Origin of the sequence: Catenulispora sp. MAP12-49, from assembly GCF_041262705.1 — a bacterium.
Classification (GTDB): Bacteria; Actinomycetota; Actinomycetes; order Streptomycetales; family Catenulisporaceae; genus Catenulispora.
In genome coordinates this window covers 207101-222208 of record NZ_JBGCCP010000008.1, presented here as the reverse complement: position 1 = coordinate 222208, position 15108 = coordinate 207101, and the positions used below count along the sequence as shown (strand labels likewise).

Genomic DNA, 15108 nt, shown 5'->3' with positions numbered 1-15108 from the left:
CGGCGGATGTGGATGATTTTCCGCTCGTGCCCCTTACGACCGTTCGCGGTCGCGAACGCCGGGGCGTCTCGGTCCTCGGTGAATCTCGGTCCTCGGTGAATCTCAGGCCTCGGTGAATCTCGGGCCTCAGTGAATCTCAGGCCTCGGTGATGGCGCCGAGGCGCTCGACGGCGGCCGCGTACTCCTCGACAAGCTGGTAGATGACCTCCCGAACGGGCCGCACCTGGGTCATCGACCCGACGATCTGGCCCACCGGCATGCCCATGAGCTCGGTGCGCCCGGCCCGCGCGATGCGCCGGTGCGCCTCGGAGACCAGCATGTACTGCAACGGCATCGGCAGCGCGCCGGGGGAATCAGTGCCCTCCCAGGCGTCGGTCCAGTCGGTGCGCAGCTGCCGCGCCGGTTTGCCGGTCAGGGCGCGGGAGCGGACGGTGTCGCGGGAGGACGCGGCCAGCAGCTTGGGGACCACGCGCGGGTCGGTGTCGGCCTCGGCGACCGTCAGCCAGATCGAGCCGGTCCACGCGCCCTGCGCGCCCAGCGCCATCGCCGCGGCCACCTGGCGGCCGTCGCCGATGCCGCCGGCGGCCAGGACCGGGGTGTCGCCGACCGCGTCGACGACCTCGGGGATCAGCACCATGGTGGAGATCTCGCCGGTGTGGCCGCCGGCCTCGGTGCCCTGCGCGACGATGATGTCGACGCCGGACTCCACCTGCTTGCGCGCGTGGTGCGCGCTGGAGGCCAGGCCGGCGGTGCGGACGTTGTTGCGGTGCGCCAGTTCCACGATGTCGGCCGGCAGCGGGCCCAGGGCGCTGGCCAGCAGCGCGATCGGGTGGTCCAGGGCGACCTCGACCTGGGGGCGCGCGGTGGCGTCGGTCCAGCCCAGGAGCTGGTGGCTGTGGTCGCCGTCGGCGGGCAGGTCGGGCACCTCGTACTTGTCGAGGATGCCCTCGACGAAGTCGCGGTGCTTGGCGGGGATGTAGGCCTTGAGCGTCTCCTCCATGCTCGTGCGCGCCGAGTCCTTGGCCGAGACCTCGTGCACTGATGTGGAGACCGAGGCCGGCATGACGACGTCGACACCGTACGGCTTGCCGTCGGTGTGCGCGTCCAGCCAGCGCAGCTCGGTCTCCAGCTCGTCGGGGGTGAAGTAGACGGCGCCCAGGACGCCCAGGCCCCCGGCCCGGGTGACCGCCGCGACGACGTCGCGGCAGTGACTGAACGCGAACAAGGGGAATTCCAGACCCAGGGATGCCGAGAGCGGGGTTCGCATGGTGGGGACGGTAGGGGCGGCGGCGTGAAACTGCAACAGGTTCTAGTATTTTGATGCATCCTGAGCATGCCCGCACTTGACCAACGCTTGACCGAGCCACCGGCTAGGCTCGCGGGGTGATTTCCTTCGTGCAGGTCGGAAAGACGTACCCGGACGGGACCGTGGCCGTCGCCGCGACGGACCTGACCGCTGACAGCGGCCGCGTCACGGTGCTGGTGGGTCCGTCGGGGTCGGGCAAGACGACCCTGCTGCGGATGGTCAACCGGATGATCGACCCCACCAGCGGCGAGATCCTCATCGACGGGGTGGACGTGCGGTCGAAGTCCGCGCCGGAGCTGCGGCGCGGGATCGGCTACGTGATCCAGAACGCGGGCCTGTTCCCGCACCGCACGGTCCTGGCCAACGTGATGACCGTGCCGCGGCTGCTGGGCTGGTCCAAGGAGAAGGCGCGCGACCGCGCCATGGAGCTGCTGACCACCGTCGGGCTCGAGGAGTCCCACGCCAAGCGCTACCCCTTCCAGCTCTCCGGCGGCCAGCAGCAGCGCGTCGGCGTCGCCCGGGCGCTGGCCGCCGATCCGCCGGTGCTGCTCATGGACGAGCCCTTCAGCGCCGTGGACCCCGTGGTGCGCAAGGACCTGCAGACCGAACTGCTGCGCCTGCAGTCCGAGCTGAGCAAGACGATCCTGTTCGTCACCCACGACATCGACGAGGCGATCCAGCTCGGCGACAAGGTCGCGGTGCTGAACACCGGCGGCGTGCTCGAGCAGTTCGACACCCCGGCCGAACTGCTGGCCCACCCGAAGAACGCGTTCGTCGAGAGCTTCCTGGGCCTGGACCGCGGCGTGCGCCGGCTGTCCTTCTTCTCCTCCACCGGCGTCCCGCTGCGCCCCGAGCCCGTGGTAGCGGTGGACGCGCCGCCGGCCGAGGTGCTGGCACGCCGCGGGGCACAGCCGTGGCTGCTGGTCGTGGACGACGCACAGCAGCCGCTGGGCTGGCTGCCGGCGGACCAGGTGCCGGCCGACGGCGACCTGAGCCGGGTGCCGGTCGGCGACCTGACCTCCTACGGGCACACCTTCCACGCCGAGACCGACTCGCTGCGCGCGGCGCTGGACTCGGCCATCCTGTCCCCCTCCAGCCGGGCGGTCGGCGTGGGCGCCGACGGCCGGGTGATCGGCGTGGCCTCCGTGGAGGAACTGATACCCGCGATCAGGGCGGCGCAGAGCGAGAGCGCGCCGGAGATACCCCACGGCGACAATCCGGAGACCGTCTGATGAGGACAGGCCACCTGGTGGGGTCCACGGGCCTGTTCCCCCACATCCCCAGTTATCTGGGCACATACGGTTCACTGATCCAGCAGCAGCTCACCATGGCGCTGCTGTCGGTGCTGTTCGGGTTCATCGCCGCGCTGCCGATCTCGCTGCTGTGCGTACGGTTCCCGAAGATCTACCCGGCGATGGTCGCGCTCGTGACCGTCATCTACTCGCTGCCCTCGATCGCGTTGTTCGTGCTGCTGGTGCCCTCGACCGGGCTGACGCAGACCACGGTCATCATCCCGCTGTCGTTCTACAGCCTGGCCGCCCTGGTCCCGAACATCGTCGAGGGCATACGCGGGATCCCCGAAGACGTCCGGCTCGCGGCCGTGGCCATGGGGTACACCGGCACGCGCCGGGTGTTCGGCGTGGACCTGCCGCTGGCGGTGCCGCCGATCATGGCCGGGCTGCGGGTGGCGACGGTCGGGAACATCAGCATGGTCAGCGTCGGCACGGTCATCGGCGTGGGGGCCTTCGGCGCCCTGTTCACGGCCGCGGCCCAGCTGAGCCGCTCGGACCTGGCGGTGACCGGCATCGTCGTGATCGTGGCGCTGGCCCTGGCCTGCGACCTGCTCCTGGTGATCATCCAGCGGCTGCTCACGCCGTGGAACAAGCGGAGGTCGGCGTGAACGTCCTGAGCCAGGCCTGGGGCTGGCTGACCACGAGCGCGAACTGGAGCGGGTCCGACGGCATCCCGACCCGTCTGCTGCAGCACTTCGAGTACTCGGCGGAGGCGGTGCTCATCGCGGCCCTCATCGCCTTCCCGCTGGGCCTGCTGACCGGGCATTCCAAGCGCGGCGGCCCGTTGGTGAGCTCCCTGGCCAACCTGGCGCGGGCGCTGCCGACGCTGGGCCTGGTGGTGCTGTTGGTGGTGGTCATGGGCGTGAAGTTCCGCGCCGTGATGATCCCCCTGGTGGCGCTGACGGTCCCGCCGATCCTGCTGAACACGTACGAGGGCATCCGGAACGTGGACCCGCAGCTCACCGACGCGGCCAAGGGCATGGGCCTGAGACCGTGGCAGGTGTTGTGGCGCGCCGAGGTCCCGGCGGCGCTGCCGCTGATCCTGACCGGCTTCCAGTTCGCGGCGGTGAACGCCATCGCGAACACGGCTATCGCGGCGTACTCCTCGTTCGGGGGGCTGGGCCGCTTCGTCATCGACGGCCTGGCGACCACCGACTACGGGATGGTGGCCGGGGGCGCGATCCTGATCGTGATCGCGGCGATCCTGAACCTGCTGTTCTTCGCGCTGCTGCGCAGACTGCTGGTCTCGCCGGGATTGAGGCAGAAGAAACAGACCGCTTAGCGCGATTGCAGGGGGCAGCAGGGGGGCCGGCTTTCACGGACCGTACGAAGGACGCCCCATGAGCAACACCCCCCTGAGCAAGACCCCCCGCATTCTGCTGTCTGTCACCACCGTGGCGGCCGCCGCCCTGGCCGCCACGGCCTGTACCAACGGCAATCCTCTGGTCCCAGGACCGAAGAAGGGCCAGGTGACGGTCGGCTCTGCCGACTTCCCGGAGAACGTCCTGCTGGCCGACATCTACTGTTCGGCGCTGAAGGCGAAGGGCGTGAAGGTCGGCACACGCTTCAACGTCGGCAGCCGCGAGGTGCTCTACCAGCAGGTCCGCCAGGGCTCGCTGACCGTGCTGCCGGAGTACAACGGAGCATTGCTGGCGTATCTGGACTCGAAGACCCGGGCCGCGACCACCCAGGACATCAACGCCGGCCTGGCCGCGAAGCTGCCCGCGCAACTGGAGATCCTGGACTCCTCCCCCGCCGAGGACAAGAACGCCCTGGTGGTCGCGGCGGCGACGGCCGCACAGGACCACCTGTCCTCGATCGCGGACCTGGCCCCGTACGCACCCTCGATGACCATCGGCGGCCCGCCGGAGTTCAAGGAGCGCTACCAGGGCCTGCCGGGCCTGAAGGACAAGTACGGCCTGACCTTCAAGGACTTCGCCTCCCTCGACACCTCCGGCCCGATCACGGTCAAGGCCCTGGCCGGCGACACGGTTCAGGTGGCGACCCTGTTCACCACCGACCCGAGCATCACCTCGCACAACTTCAAGGTCCTGGCCGACCCCCAGCAGGTCTTCACCGCGCAGAACGTGACGCCGCTGGCCTACCGCGCGAGCATGACGCCGGTCGCGACGGCGACGCTGAACGCGGTGTCGGCGAAGCTGGGCACCGAGGCGCTGGCGGCGATGATGGAGCAGGTCATGAATCAGAAGAAGGACATCGATGTGGTGGCGGACGCCTGGCTGAAGGGGGTCGGGCTGCTGTAGGCGGGCGGCGGCTCGGCCGCATCGGGCCTGATATCTCGGCCTGACCGGCGGCTGCTCGGGGAGTGCTCGGGGAGTGCTCGGCGGCTCATCCCACATCCCGGACTCCGCCCATCCATTCCCCGACACCCGCTGAGACATCCGCGTCCACATCCCGAACGCCTCCGCCGCTCCCCCACCCCCGCGTGCCACCATCACCGCATGTCCGCTCCGCTGCTCGCCTGGTCCGACCGCCCGGTCGACCTGCTGCGCGTGGCGTCCTGCATGTGTACCGAGGCCGTCCCCGACCTCGACCCACATCCCGGACCACGGAGTTGCCATGTCCTCGGCCTTGCAGACGCCTGAGCTCGACGTCGCCGACCCTTTCCTGCACGAGCTCGTCATCCCCGACCGCCCGCTGTGGACGCCCACGCAGCTTCGGGACCTGACCGCGACGCTGGCCGGCACTTACGCCGACCGGCTGCGCCCCCTGCTCCAGTACACCGAACCGCAGCGCTGGTGGCTGCGGCTCGCGCTGACCCGCGGGGTCGAGGTCTGGCTGCTGAGCTGGCTGCCGGGCCAGGGCACCAAGCCCCACGACCACGGCGGCGCCGCCGGCTCCTTCGCCGTCCTGACCGGCGAGGTGCAGGAGGAGCACCGCTATCCCGGCGGGCCCATCGGGGTGCGCAGGCTACAGGTCGGTGACGGTCTCGGATTCGGCGGCGATCGCGCGCATATCGTCCGGCAAACGGGTATCGGGCCCGCCGCGACCGTGCACGCGTATTCGCCCCCGCTGCTCCCCACCCGGGAGTACCAGAGCCTGGAGGACCTGGTTTGAGTTCCGTGGACACGTTCCTGGAGAAGGCCCGTTCAGGACTGCGGCGGGTGAGTCCCCAGGAGGCCGACGCGCTGCGCGGCCGGGGTGCCCTGCTGATCGACATCCGGCCGCACGCCAACCGGGAGGCCGAGGGCGAGATACCCGGGGCGCTGCCGGTCGAGCGCATCCACCTGGAGTGGCGGCTCTCGCCGGACAGCGAGTGGCGGCTGCCGGGAGTCACCGCCGAGTCGCAGGTCGTCGTGTTCTGCAACGAGGGCTACGCCTCCAGCCTGGCCGCCCGCGACCTGCAACTGCTCGGCCTGGCGAATGCCACCGACCTGGTCGGCGGGTTCCGGGCCTGGGCCGCCGCGGGGCTGCCGACCGAGGCGGGCGGGCGGCCGGCGCTGCCGTGATGGAGGCCACCGGCCGGCGCGCTTCAGGAGGCGCCGCCACAGCATCTTGATCCGGACCGGGCCGGTCGCAGCCACAAACGGTCTCGAATAGGTCTCGAAACGGCTTTGTGGGAAGCCTGCCGTTGTCGGCATGGGTTGCTAGGTTCGACATGTCTATTGGTTCGGAGGGGATTTAACATGCAAATGCGCACTACAGGTTCCAGGACACGACTCCTCGGCACGGCTCTGGCGGTGGCGTTAGCCGCCACCGGCGCGCTGAGCGCCTGCTCGTCGAGCTCCAAGGGCGGCTCCAAGGTCGTCGTGGCCTCGGCGGCGTTCCCGGAGAACGCGCTGCTCATGGAGATCTACGCGCAGGCACTGGAGGCCAAGGGCATCTCCGTGGAGCGCAAACCCAACGTCGGGCAGCGCGATGTGCTGTTCCAGCAGTTGAAGTCGGACTCGATAACCGTGGTCCCGGAGTACAACGGCGCGCTGCTGGCCTACCTGGACAAGACCGCGACCGAGACCTCGCAGAGCGCCGTGGACCAGGCGGTGACCGCGAAGCTGCCGAGCAACCTGGAGATCCTGCAGCCCGCCGCCGCCCAGGACAACGACTCGCTGGTGGTCACCCAGGCGCTGGCCACGAAGGACAGCCTGAAGAACGTCTCCGACCTCGCCCCCTACGCCAAGGACCTGGTCCTGGGCTCGGCGCCGGAGTTCAAGACGCGGCAGCAGGGCGTGGTGGGCCTGCAGAGCCTCTACGGGCTGACCTTCAAGGACTTCAAGCCGCTGGACAACTCCGGGCCGCAGACGGTCTCCGCGCTGCAGCACGGCGACGCGGACGTCGTCGACCTCTACAGCACCACCCCGGCCATCAAGACCAACGGCTTCGTCGTCCTCAACGACGACAAGGGCCTGTTCGGCGTGCAGAACGTGATCCCGCTGGTCGACAAGACCAAGCTGTCCCAGGCCGGCGTGGACGCGCTGAACGGCGTGTCGGCCAAGCTGGACACCACGACGCTGACCTCGCTGCTGGAGCAGGTCGTCACCGAGAAGAAGGACCCCGCGGACGTGGCCAAGACGTGGCTGGCGTCGGTGGGCCTGAACAAGTGACCCGTCGCTGAACGATGATTCCGGGCCGCGGGCGGGCATCTCGCCCGCGGCCCGGAATCACCTGCCCGCAGCCCTTACGGCAGCTTGTCCTTGTGGCCCGACTTCGAGATGAGCGCCATCAGCTCGCCGACCGCCGCGGTCGGCAAATTCTTGGCCAAATCCGCGATGCCGATCACCCCGACGAGCTTGCCGGCCGCGACCACCGGCAGCCGCCGGACCCGGTTGCGGCCCATCGTCTCCACCACGGTGGTCACCGGCGCGTCGGCGTCGACGCTGTGGATCCCGCCGCGCATCAGCTCCCCGGCCTGCCGGATCGTCGGGTCGTCGTTCGAGGCCATGGCCTCGACCACCAGGTCGCGGTCGGTGAGCATGCCCACCAGGCGGCCGGTGTCGTCGACCACCGGCACGCAGCCGACGTCCTCGTCGCGCAGCACCCGGGCCACGTGCACCAGGTTGTCCGATTCCAGCACCGACTTGGGTGCCTCGGTCATCACATCGCGGACCGTGACCATGCTTCCTCCTGCTGCGGCTGCCGCACCGAATAGCCGGGACTGTCCCGTTCAGCTTGGCCGGGGCCGGGCTGAACCGCTTTGTCGTGATCTGCCAGACGGGTTACCGTCGGCAGACCGCCCGCCACCCGCCGTAGCCGGCCGAAACGGGTTATCCTCCCTTGGCGAGCCATGAACCAGCCTTCACGGGGCGCGACAGGGGGGAGCCACACCATGACCGAGGCCGTCACGACGGCCCTGTCCGGATCCGCACCGCTGCCGGCCCCCAAGGTGACCCTCCCCCGGGAGCTCATACGGGTGCTGCGGGTGTGGCCGGACTGGCTGTTCGGGATGCTCGCCTCGATGGGCCTGGGACTGGCAACCGGCGCCTTCCTGTACTGGGCCCCCTTCAGCGGCCGGGTCCGGGACCCGCTGACCCTGATCGTCACCATCGTGCTCACCGCGGCCGCCGACGCCTCGCTGACCAACCAGCTGGCCGCCGAGCCGGAATGGGCCATCAAGGTCCTGTCCGCCGGCGGCGACCCCGCGCGGATGCTGCGGGTGCGCAACCAGGTCCTGTACATCTTCGAGGCTGGATTCGCCTTCGGCGTCGCCGGCCTGGTGATCCTGCTGACCAAGGACCACCACTGGGTCAAGCACAACTGGCCGATCATCGCCGAGCTGCCGCTGGCCCCGATCGCCGCCGGCAACCTGGCCTCGGTCCTGTTCCCCTGCCCGTTCATGCGGCTGCGCCACCGGCTCCAGGCCACCACCACGTGGCCGCGCTGGGGCGCGTACATAGGCATCCCGTTCGCGCTGACCTCGCTGGGCACCGCGACCGTGATGGGCTTCCCGGCCTGGATGGAGCAGCAGGTCAAGCACTCCGCGGCGCGGATGCACCACCGGCCGGGCTGGCTGACCGCGGACAACATCCACTACGCGACCTGGCTGATCGCGGTCCCGGTGCTCAACCTGCTGATCTGGGCGCTCGCCCTGAAGACCGCCGACAGCCTGGCCCACCTGCGCCGCCGCCACCTCGTCGTCCTGATGCAGAAGCACACCGAGCTGGCCCAGGACATGGACGACATCTCGCTGTGGCAGGCCGTCAAGGCCCTGCCCGCGAACCTGCGGACCATCCCCTCGGAGGTCTACGAGGTCGCGACCGTCGAGATCGAGGAGGTCCGCAAGGTCGGCGGGCACATCGACCGCGGCCTGGAGCACGCGCTGGCCCGACAGGCCGCGAAGATCCGCGCCAAGCGCGCCGCCGAGCAGAGCACCGGAACGGCATGACCGGCAATCCCAAGCGCTGGCTGCCCGCCGCGGTGGTCGTCCTGGCCATCGCCGCGATGGCCGTGGCCGGCCGGCGCAAAGACGGGCTGAACGCCGGCCTGGCCACCGGGGTGTGGGACGGCGGCCGGGTGATCGCGGCGCTGGCCGCGGTGATCGTGCTGGCGGTGATCGCCACGAACTTCGCCAAGCACCGCGACGACGGCTACGGCCTGCTGCACCGCGCCGGCACGGCGACCGCCGTGCTGCTCACCGTCGCCGCCGTGCTGACACCGATCGGGCTGCTGTTCTTCGGCCGCAAGCCCGAGCCGCCCCCGGTGCAGAAACCGGCCCCGCCCGGAACGGCCTCACCCCGCTTCCCGTCGATGCCGAGCCAGAACATGCACGTCCAGTCCGGCAAGGACGGCTTCGCCCGCGCGATCGGGCTGAGCCTGTTGTTCCTGGTCCTGGCCGCGGTGTTCGCGCTCCTGGTGTACCTCCTCATCCGGCTGCTGTCCCGCCGCTGGTTCACCCGGCAGGCGCTGGAGCTCCTCGACTTCGACCCGCTGGCCCCGGAGCTCGAGCAGCTCGCCGAGGCCGTCGCGGCCGGAGCTGAAGCGCTGGAGTACGAGGGCGACGCCCGCGAGGCCGTCATCGCCTGCTACTCGGCGATGGAGCTGGCGGTGAGCGCGGGCGGCGGCGGACGGCGGGCCACGGACACCCCCGAGGAGTTCCTGCGCCGGGTCACCGTGGCGAACCTCATCCCGGAGGAGCCGGCGCGCAAGCTCACCGAACTGTTCCGCGAGGCGCGCTTCTCCCGGCACCGCATCGCCGAGGAGAAGCGGGACGCGGCGCGCGAGGCGTTGCGCGTCATCTCCGTGCACATCGAAGGGCGTGCGGCGGCATTGGCCGCCGAGTCCGCGCAGCGGGCGGCCGGCGCCGCCGCCTCCCCGGCACCGGCCGGCGGGAGGCCTTGATGGGCGGCCTGAACAACATGGAGAACCATCAGGCGGCCATGGAGCGCTCCCAGGAACGCCACCGCCGCGCGCTGGCGAACCGGCGCCGGGACGAGCAGGACGGCGACCAGCCGGGCCCGTCCGCCGCCGAGCGCCGCAAGTGGCTCGCTATCGTCGGGGCGCTGGCGGCGATGACCGCCGTCGTGGGGCTGTCGTCCTGGCTGGTCCTGGGCACCCGGTGGCTGGGCCTGGCGCTGGGCGCCTGCGTGGCGGCCGTCGCGCTCGCGGCCTGGTACAGCGTGTCCGGCCGGACCCTCGGGATGGACGGCGACGTGCGCGAGCGCGTACTGGAACGCCACTACATCGGCGTGGCCTGGTACGCCTCCATGCTGCGCACCACGCGCGAGCGCGGCGGCTACGAACGCGGGCTGCGGCGGGAGCTGACCCGGCTGGCCGCGGCGCGGGTGGCCGAGCGGCACGGCGTGAACCTGTACCGGGATCCGCAGGCCGCGGCGCGGTTGATCGGGACCGACCTGTGGCCGCTGGTGGACCCGGCGGCGGCCCGGGCCGCCGGCACCGGCCCGGGTACCAGCGCAGGCACCAGCGCGGGCACCAGCACAGCCGCCGGCACCGACCGGCCCGGCACGCCGCCGCCCGAGATCCCGATCCGGGCGGTCGCCGAGCTGATCGAACGGCTGGAGCGGATGTGAGCGGATGTGAACAGACCAGAGGAGAACCGATGTCGGACCAGCTGACCCCCGAGCAGACCTGCCGCAAGGCGCTCGCCGTGCTGGACGAGGTGGAGAAGGCCGTCGTCGGCAAGCGCGCGGCCCTGGAACTGGTCCTGCTCGGCGTGCTGGCCGGCGGCCACGTGCTGATCGAGGACCTGCCCGGGCTCGGCAAGACCCTGATGGCCCGGTCCTTCGCCACCGCGCTGGGCCTGGACTTCACCCGCATCCAGTTCACCCCGGACCTGCTGCCCTCCGACGTCACCGGCGCGCCGTTCTACGACCAGCGCGGCGGCGACATGGTGTTCCGGCCGGGCCCGGTGTTCACCCAGCTGCTGCTGGCCGACGAGATCAACCGCACGCCGCCCAAGACCCAGGCCGCGCTGCTGGAGGCGATGGGCGAGGGCCAGGTGTCGGTGGACGGCAAGTCCCACCAGCTGGACCCGGCCTTCGTGGTCCTGGCCACCGACAACCCGATCGAGTACGAGGGCACCTACGCGCTGCCCGAGGCCCAGCTCGACCGCTTCCTGCTGCGGGTCCGGATGGGCTACCTGCCGCCGGCCGACGAGGCCGCGATGCTGCTGCGCCGGCTGGACCGCAAGGCCGAGCGCGTGGACCTGCAACGAATCGTCGACGCCCCCGAACTGCTGGCGATGCGCGCCGCCCTGGAGACGGTCGAGGTCGCCGCCGACGTCGTGGACTACGTGGTGGCCCTGGTGAACGCCACCCGCGCGGCCACGCAGGTCCAGGTCGGCGCCAGCCCGCGCGGCGGCCTGGCGCTGGTCCAGCTGGCCCGGGCCCGCGCGGTCCTGTCAGGACGCGACTACGTGATCCCCGAGGACGTGAAGGCCGTCGCCGTCCCGGCCCTGGCGCACCGGATCACCCTGCGCCCGGAACTGTGGGTGCGCCGGGTCTCGGCGGACGAGGTGGTGGCCTCGCTGCTGGCCGCGACGCCGACGCCGCGGACGCTCCCGCGCCAGCAGAACGCCACCGGAGCGGGCCCGGTTCAGGCTCCGGCGCAGCAGCCGGGGCAGAATCCGGCGCAAAAGCCGGCCGGCGCCACCCGATGAGCGGCGAGCCGACGCCGGGTTCGGCGACCCGCCCAAAAACCACCCCGGCCCCCGCCCCGACCGTCTGGCGTCCCTCCCAGCGCGCCGTCAGGCTCCTGACCGCCGCGATCTGCGCGCTGGTCCCGGCGGTCGCGTTCGGCGCGTGGTGGTGCGTGCCGGTGGCGGCGGTGCCGCTGCTGATGCTCACCGCGCACCCCGCCTCGCATCCCAAGCGGGTGCGCGCCGAGGTCGAGGTCCCCGAACGCCGCTTGTTCGAGGGCGACGTCCTGACCGCGACCATCCGGCTGGGCGCCGACGGCGCCGCGGGCTGGACCCGGCAGGAGTATCTGCCGCCGCGCTCCCGCGACGACCACGACTTCGGCGGCGCCCCGACGCCCTCGGGGGTGCGGCTGGAGTCGCTGGACCTGGCCCGCGGCGTGATCACCGTGAAGCTGCTGATCCCGCGCTGGGGCCGCTGGTCGCTCGGCGCGGTCGCGATCGACGTGTACGACACCGCCGGCCTGCGCCTCACCTCGCTGCACGCCGACCTCGGCGAGGTCGAGGCGTTCCCGGTGCCGGCCCCGGACGACACCACGCTGGCCCCGGTGCGCTTCCCGGACCGCTTCGGCGAGCACTCGGCGCGCACGCCGGGCGAGGGCGTGGAGTTCATCCAGGTGCGGCCGTACGTGTTCGGCGACCGCCAGCGCCGGATCAACTGGCCGGCCACCACCCGGCGCCGCGAGCTGCAGGTCAACACCTTCGAGGCCGAACGCGCCGCGGAGGCGGTGGTGGTCGTGGACGCGCTGTCCGACCTGCCGCAGCCGCCGGCCCTGGACAACCCGCGCCCGCGCTCCACCCTGGACACCGCGGTGCGCGGCGCCGCCGGCCTGGCCCAGGCCTACCTGACCGCGCACGACCGGATCGGCCTGGTCACCCTGTCCGGCCGGGTGCAGTGGCTGACGCCGGGCTCCGGCACCGCGCACCTGTACCGCATCGCGCAGACGGTCATGGACCTGCGCAAGGACTTCACCTACGAGACCGGCGGCCTGAGCCGCCTGCCCACCCGCGTGCTGCCGCGCGGCGCCCTGGTCTACATCTTCAGCCCCCTGCTGGACCCCGGCGTGGTCGAGGCGATCAGCGAGCTCGCCGATCGCGGCCACCCGCTGGTGGTCATCGACGTGCTGGCCCACGAGCCGGCCCCGACAAGCAGCGCCGGCGCCAGGCCGGACCACCTGGACGCGCTGGCGCTCCGGCTGTGGCGGCTGGACCGGCAGGCGGTGCGGTTCGTGCTGGGCGAGCTGGGGGTGCCGGTGGTGTCCTGGGACGGTCTGGAGCCGCTGGATCTGGCGCTGGCTCCGCTGCAACAGGCGCCGCTGGCCGGGAGGGTCCGATGAGCGGACAGAACGCGGGCCCGAGGTCTGCCACGGCTTCGGCTTCGGCTTCGGGCACCACCTCGGCCCTCCCCGCCGCGGAAAACGGCGGCGGCGGTCTCCTGGCCACCCGCGGATTCTGGGCCGGCTACGGCGTGGCGATGGCCGTGATGGGCGTCCGCCTGCCGATGTGGTCCTGGCCGCCGCAGACCGACCAGGTCGTCGTGCTGCTCTTCGCCACTGTGATCTTCGCCGCCCTCGCCCAGCCCTACACCGGCCGCCCGGTGCTGGCCTCGATGCGGATGCACCACATGGCGCTGGCCCATCGCAACACCCTGCTGGTCGGCGCCTTCGTGATCCTGGTCGCCGTCGGGAAGCCGCAGGCCTGGGCCGCCGGCGTCGACGCGCTGCTGCTGGCCGGCTACCTGGTCCTGACCGACGCGCTCACCGTCCCGCCGCGGGTGCTCAAACGGATCGCCTCCCCGGCGTTCCTGATCGCCCTGGTCGCGGTCATCGCCGGCGCGACGGCGCTGGTCGCGCTGCCGGCGGCGGACGACGCCTACCGCCCGATCCTGGTGGCCGTCGCGGGCGCCGCCGCACTGGGGGCCGCGATGGCGACCGCCTTCGGGAGCGCCGAGGAACGGCGAGTAGGCTCGCGGAGAACCGAACACCAAAACCAGGACAGGTCCTCCGAATGACTACGCTGACCTCCGGTGCCATCAAGCGCTACCGCGTGATGGCTCTGTTCACCGGCACCATGCTGCTGCTGCTCACCTTCGTGGTCATCCCGCTGCAGCTGTGGGCCCACAACAAGACGCTGGAGAAGCCGGTCGCGATGATCCACGGCTACGGCTACATGCTGTACCTGATCGTGGCGCTCGACCTGTGCCTGCGGGCCCGGTACAAGCCGATCCGCACCATCCTGATCCTGCTGGTCGGCGTGGTGCCGTTCCTGGCGTTCTACTACGAGCGCATCGTGGTGCGCGACACGCAGCGGCTGCTGGCCGAGGCGCAGGAGCGGGCGGCGAAGAAGAAGGCCAAGGCCGCCTCGAAGGCGACGCGGACCAAGACCGCCGTCACCGTCGGTGCGCAGGGCGGGAACGCTACGGAGTCGCCGGAGCCCGCTCAAGCGGACTGAGCGCTTCGGCCTCTTCCAGTTCCGCTTCTGACTCTTCTGACTCTGCTTCGTCTTCTTCGTCGTCCTCGAGTTCGTCGTCCTCGGGCTCGACCGGGTTGGCCAGCCGCCGGACGTAGGTGACGAACCACCACAGCCCCACGACGCCGAACATCCACCACTGCAATGTGTAGCCGACGTTGAGGATGTACCACGACGAGCTGTTCGGCGGGGCCGGCGCCGGGATCGCGGTCAGCGTCCCCGCCCCCGGGTCGGCGACCGGGGCCACGCTCGTCTGGTTGACGTAGGCCTGGTCCAGGTTGCTGTACGGCCAGGTGTTCACCAGCGTCGCGACGTCCACCGAGGCGATCAGGTGCGCCGGGTCCTTCGCCGCGGCGTCGGAGGCGTCCGGCGGGGCGCCGTCGGCCGGCTCCTCGGCGGACAGCCAGCCGGTGACGGTGACCCGGCCGGCCGGGACCGGCGGCGGCGTGACCTTCTGCGCGCTCCAGCCGCGGCTGACCACGACCACGGTGCCGTCGGCCAGCTTCAGCGGGGCGATGGTGATGTAGCCGATGCGGCCGTCCGGGAAGCGGCGGTCGGGCACCAGCAGCTGGTGGCCGCCGTCGAAGACCCCCGAGACGCTGACCGCGTGGCCGATGGCGTCGTCCGTGGCCGGGGACCCGTCCTTGAGCAGCTGCGCCAGCGGCGCGGGCGTCACGTACGCGGCCGCGGCCTGCGGGCTCAGCTTGTGCGTGCGGTGGGCGCGCGACCACTGCCACATCCCCAGGCCGACGAAGGCCACGGTGAGCACGATCAGGGCCGTGATCGCCGCGAGCCAGGCGGGGCGGAACAGGAAGCGGTACTTCATCGCCCCCAGCTTCCCACGCCTGTGAACGCGGTAAGAATCGGGTCGCTTTTCGGCGTGAAAACCGTGGCTCCTCCTTCGTTGTGCGTCACTAAGGGAATACTCTGAGTGC

General features: G+C 71.4%; 17 protein-coding genes. 14 read left to right on the top strand and 3 right to left on the bottom strand.

The window, feature by feature from the left end; all coding sequences use genetic code 11:
* Positions 1 to 136 precede the first annotated feature (136 nt).
* Positions 137 to 1267 (bottom strand): NAD(P)H-dependent flavin oxidoreductase, encoded by a 1131-nt coding sequence (locus ABIA35_RS17815; protein ID WP_370345006.1) that lies wholly within the window; start codon positions 1265 to 1267, stop codon positions 137 to 139.
* A gap of 116 nt (positions 1268 to 1383) precedes the next feature.
* On the opposite strand from ABIA35_RS17815, the gene ABIA35_RS17810 reads away from it, so the two are divergent.
* The 7 genes from ABIA35_RS17810 to ABIA35_RS17780 all read left to right on the top strand — a co-directional run bounded on the left by ABIA35_RS17810 (position 1384) and on the right by ABIA35_RS17780 (position 7160).
* Positions 1384 to 2538, top strand: a complete 1155-nt coding sequence (locus ABIA35_RS17810) for an ABC transporter ATP-binding protein (RefSeq protein ID WP_370345007.1) — start codon at positions 1384 to 1386, stop codon at positions 2536 to 2538.
* Positions 2538 to 3206, top strand: coding sequence for an ABC transporter permease (locus ABIA35_RS17805; RefSeq protein ID WP_370345008.1), 669 nt, complete (start codon positions 2538 to 2540; stop codon positions 3204 to 3206). Before ABIA35_RS17810 ends, ABIA35_RS17805 begins: the two co-directional genes overlap by 1 nt.
* The gene (locus ABIA35_RS17800) at positions 3182 to 3880 is read left to right on the top strand and encodes an ABC transporter permease (protein WP_370345009.1); all 699 of its coding nucleotides are present in this window, start codon (positions 3182 to 3184) and stop codon (positions 3878 to 3880) included. The genes ABIA35_RS17805 and ABIA35_RS17800 overlap by 25 nt, the downstream gene beginning before the upstream one ends.
* Positions 3881 to 3938: 58 nt before the next feature.
* Positions 3939 to 4862, top strand: a complete 924-nt coding sequence (locus ABIA35_RS17795; RefSeq protein ID WP_370358605.1) for an ABC transporter substrate-binding protein — start codon at positions 3939 to 3941, stop codon at positions 4860 to 4862.
* 316 nt (positions 4863 to 5178) lie between these two features.
* On the top strand, positions 5179 to 5676 hold the full coding sequence (locus tag ABIA35_RS17790; protein WP_370345011.1) for a cysteine dioxygenase family protein: 498 nt from the start codon (positions 5179 to 5181) through the stop codon (positions 5674 to 5676).
* Positions 5673 to 6068 carry a rhodanese-like domain-containing protein gene (locus tag ABIA35_RS17785; protein WP_370345012.1) on the top strand — a complete coding sequence of 132 codons (396 nt, stop codon included), beginning with the start codon at positions 5673 to 5675 and terminating at the stop codon, positions 6066 to 6068. Before ABIA35_RS17790 ends, ABIA35_RS17785 begins: the two co-directional genes overlap by 4 nt.
* A gap of 183 nt (positions 6069 to 6251) precedes the next feature.
* Positions 6252 to 7160: an ABC transporter substrate-binding protein gene (locus ABIA35_RS17780; protein WP_370358604.1), complete on the top strand. Its 909-nt coding sequence runs from the start codon at positions 6252 to 6254 to the stop codon at positions 7158 to 7160.
* Between the two features lie 74 nt (positions 7161 to 7234).
* Here ABIA35_RS17780 and ABIA35_RS17775 read toward each other — a convergent pair whose 3' ends face one another.
* Entirely contained in the window at positions 7235 to 7672 is a 438-nt protein-coding gene (locus ABIA35_RS17775; RefSeq protein WP_370345014.1) for a CBS domain-containing protein, read from the bottom strand.
* A 210-nt stretch (positions 7673 to 7882) separates the two neighbouring features.
* On the opposite strand from ABIA35_RS17775, the gene ABIA35_RS17770 reads away from it, so the two are divergent.
* Genes ABIA35_RS17770 through ABIA35_RS17740 form a run of 7 tightly spaced genes read left to right on the top strand, consistent with a single transcriptional unit; the run spans position 7883 to position 14155 of the window.
* Entirely contained in the window at positions 7883 to 8938 is a 1056-nt protein-coding gene (locus ABIA35_RS17770; protein ID WP_370358603.1) for a hypothetical protein, read from the top strand.
* Positions 8935 to 9891: a DUF4129 domain-containing protein gene (locus ABIA35_RS17765; protein ID WP_370345016.1), complete on the top strand. Its 957-nt coding sequence runs from the start codon at positions 8935 to 8937 to the stop codon at positions 9889 to 9891. The genes ABIA35_RS17770 and ABIA35_RS17765 overlap by 4 nt, the downstream gene beginning before the upstream one ends.
* Positions 9891 to 10580: a hypothetical protein gene (locus tag ABIA35_RS17760; RefSeq protein ID WP_370358602.1), complete on the top strand. Its 690-nt coding sequence runs from the start codon at positions 9891 to 9893 to the stop codon at positions 10578 to 10580. The genes ABIA35_RS17765 and ABIA35_RS17760 overlap by 1 nt, the downstream gene beginning before the upstream one ends.
* 29 nt (positions 10581 to 10609) lie before the next feature.
* A complete protein-coding gene (locus tag ABIA35_RS17755) occupies positions 10610 to 11668 on the top strand; it encodes an AAA family ATPase (protein ID WP_370358601.1) in 1059 nt (352 codons plus the stop codon).
* A complete protein-coding gene (locus tag ABIA35_RS17750; RefSeq protein WP_370358600.1) occupies positions 11665 to 13041 on the top strand; it encodes a DUF58 domain-containing protein in 1377 nt (458 codons plus the stop codon). Before ABIA35_RS17755 ends, ABIA35_RS17750 begins: the two co-directional genes overlap by 4 nt.
* On the top strand, positions 13038 to 13715 hold the full coding sequence (locus ABIA35_RS17745) for a hypothetical protein (protein ID WP_370358599.1): 678 nt from the start codon (positions 13038 to 13040) through the stop codon (positions 13713 to 13715). The genes ABIA35_RS17750 and ABIA35_RS17745 overlap by 4 nt, the downstream gene beginning before the upstream one ends.
* Complete coding sequence (locus tag ABIA35_RS17740; RefSeq protein ID WP_370358598.1) at positions 13712 to 14155, top strand: DUF3817 domain-containing protein; 444 nt, start codon at positions 13712 to 13714, stop codon at positions 14153 to 14155. Before ABIA35_RS17745 ends, ABIA35_RS17740 begins: the two co-directional genes overlap by 4 nt.
* Here the strand turns inward: ABIA35_RS17740 and ABIA35_RS17735 are convergent.
* Positions 14121 to 14999, bottom strand: a complete 879-nt coding sequence (locus tag ABIA35_RS17735; protein WP_370358597.1) for an SURF1 family protein — start codon at positions 14997 to 14999, stop codon at positions 14121 to 14123. The two genes, ABIA35_RS17740 and ABIA35_RS17735, sit on opposite strands and share 35 nt — an antisense overlap.
* Between the last annotated feature and the right edge of the window lie 109 nt (positions 15000 to 15108).

Bases quoted from the DNA above. Each gene is read 5' to 3' on its own strand.
- ABIA35_RS17750 (WP_370358600.1), top strand. From the start codon at position 11,665: ATGAGCGGCGAGCCGACGCCGGGTTCGGCGACCCGCCCAAAAACCACC.
- ABIA35_RS17745 (WP_370358599.1), top strand. From the start codon at position 13,038: ATGAGCGGACAGAACGCGGGCCCGAGGTCTGCCACGGCTTCGGCTTCG.
- ABIA35_RS17740 (WP_370358598.1), top strand. From the start codon at position 13,712: ATGACTACGCTGACCTCCGGTGCCATCAAGCGCTACCGCGTGATGGCT.
- ABIA35_RS17805 (WP_370345008.1), top strand. From the start codon at position 2,538: ATGAGGACAGGCCACCTGGTGGGGTCCACGGGCCTGTTCCCCCACATC.
- ABIA35_RS17735 (WP_370358597.1), bottom strand. From the start codon at position 14,999: ATGAAGTACCGCTTCCTGTTCCGCCCCGCCTGGCTCGCGGCGATCACG.
- ABIA35_RS17755 (WP_370358601.1), top strand. From the start codon at position 10,610: ATGTCGGACCAGCTGACCCCCGAGCAGACCTGCCGCAAGGCGCTCGCC.
- ABIA35_RS17760 (WP_370358602.1), top strand. From the start codon at position 9,891: ATGGGCGGCCTGAACAACATGGAGAACCATCAGGCGGCCATGGAGCGC.
- ABIA35_RS17775 (WP_370345014.1), bottom strand. From the start codon at position 7,672: ATGGTCACGGTCCGCGATGTGATGACCGAGGCACCCAAGTCGGTGCTG.
- ABIA35_RS17815 (WP_370345006.1), bottom strand. From the start codon at position 1,267: ATGCGAACCCCGCTCTCGGCATCCCTGGGTCTGGAATTCCCCTTGTTC.
- ABIA35_RS17795 (WP_370358605.1), top strand. From the start codon at position 3,939: ATGAGCAACACCCCCCTGAGCAAGACCCCCCGCATTCTGCTGTCTGTC.
- ABIA35_RS17780 (WP_370358604.1), top strand. From the start codon at position 6,252: ATGCGCACTACAGGTTCCAGGACACGACTCCTCGGCACGGCTCTGGCG.
- ABIA35_RS17790 (WP_370345011.1), top strand. From the start codon at position 5,179: ATGTCCTCGGCCTTGCAGACGCCTGAGCTCGACGTCGCCGACCCTTTC.
- ABIA35_RS17770 (WP_370358603.1), top strand. From the start codon at position 7,883: ATGACCGAGGCCGTCACGACGGCCCTGTCCGGATCCGCACCGCTGCCG.
- ABIA35_RS17765 (WP_370345016.1), top strand. From the start codon at position 8,935: ATGACCGGCAATCCCAAGCGCTGGCTGCCCGCCGCGGTGGTCGTCCTG.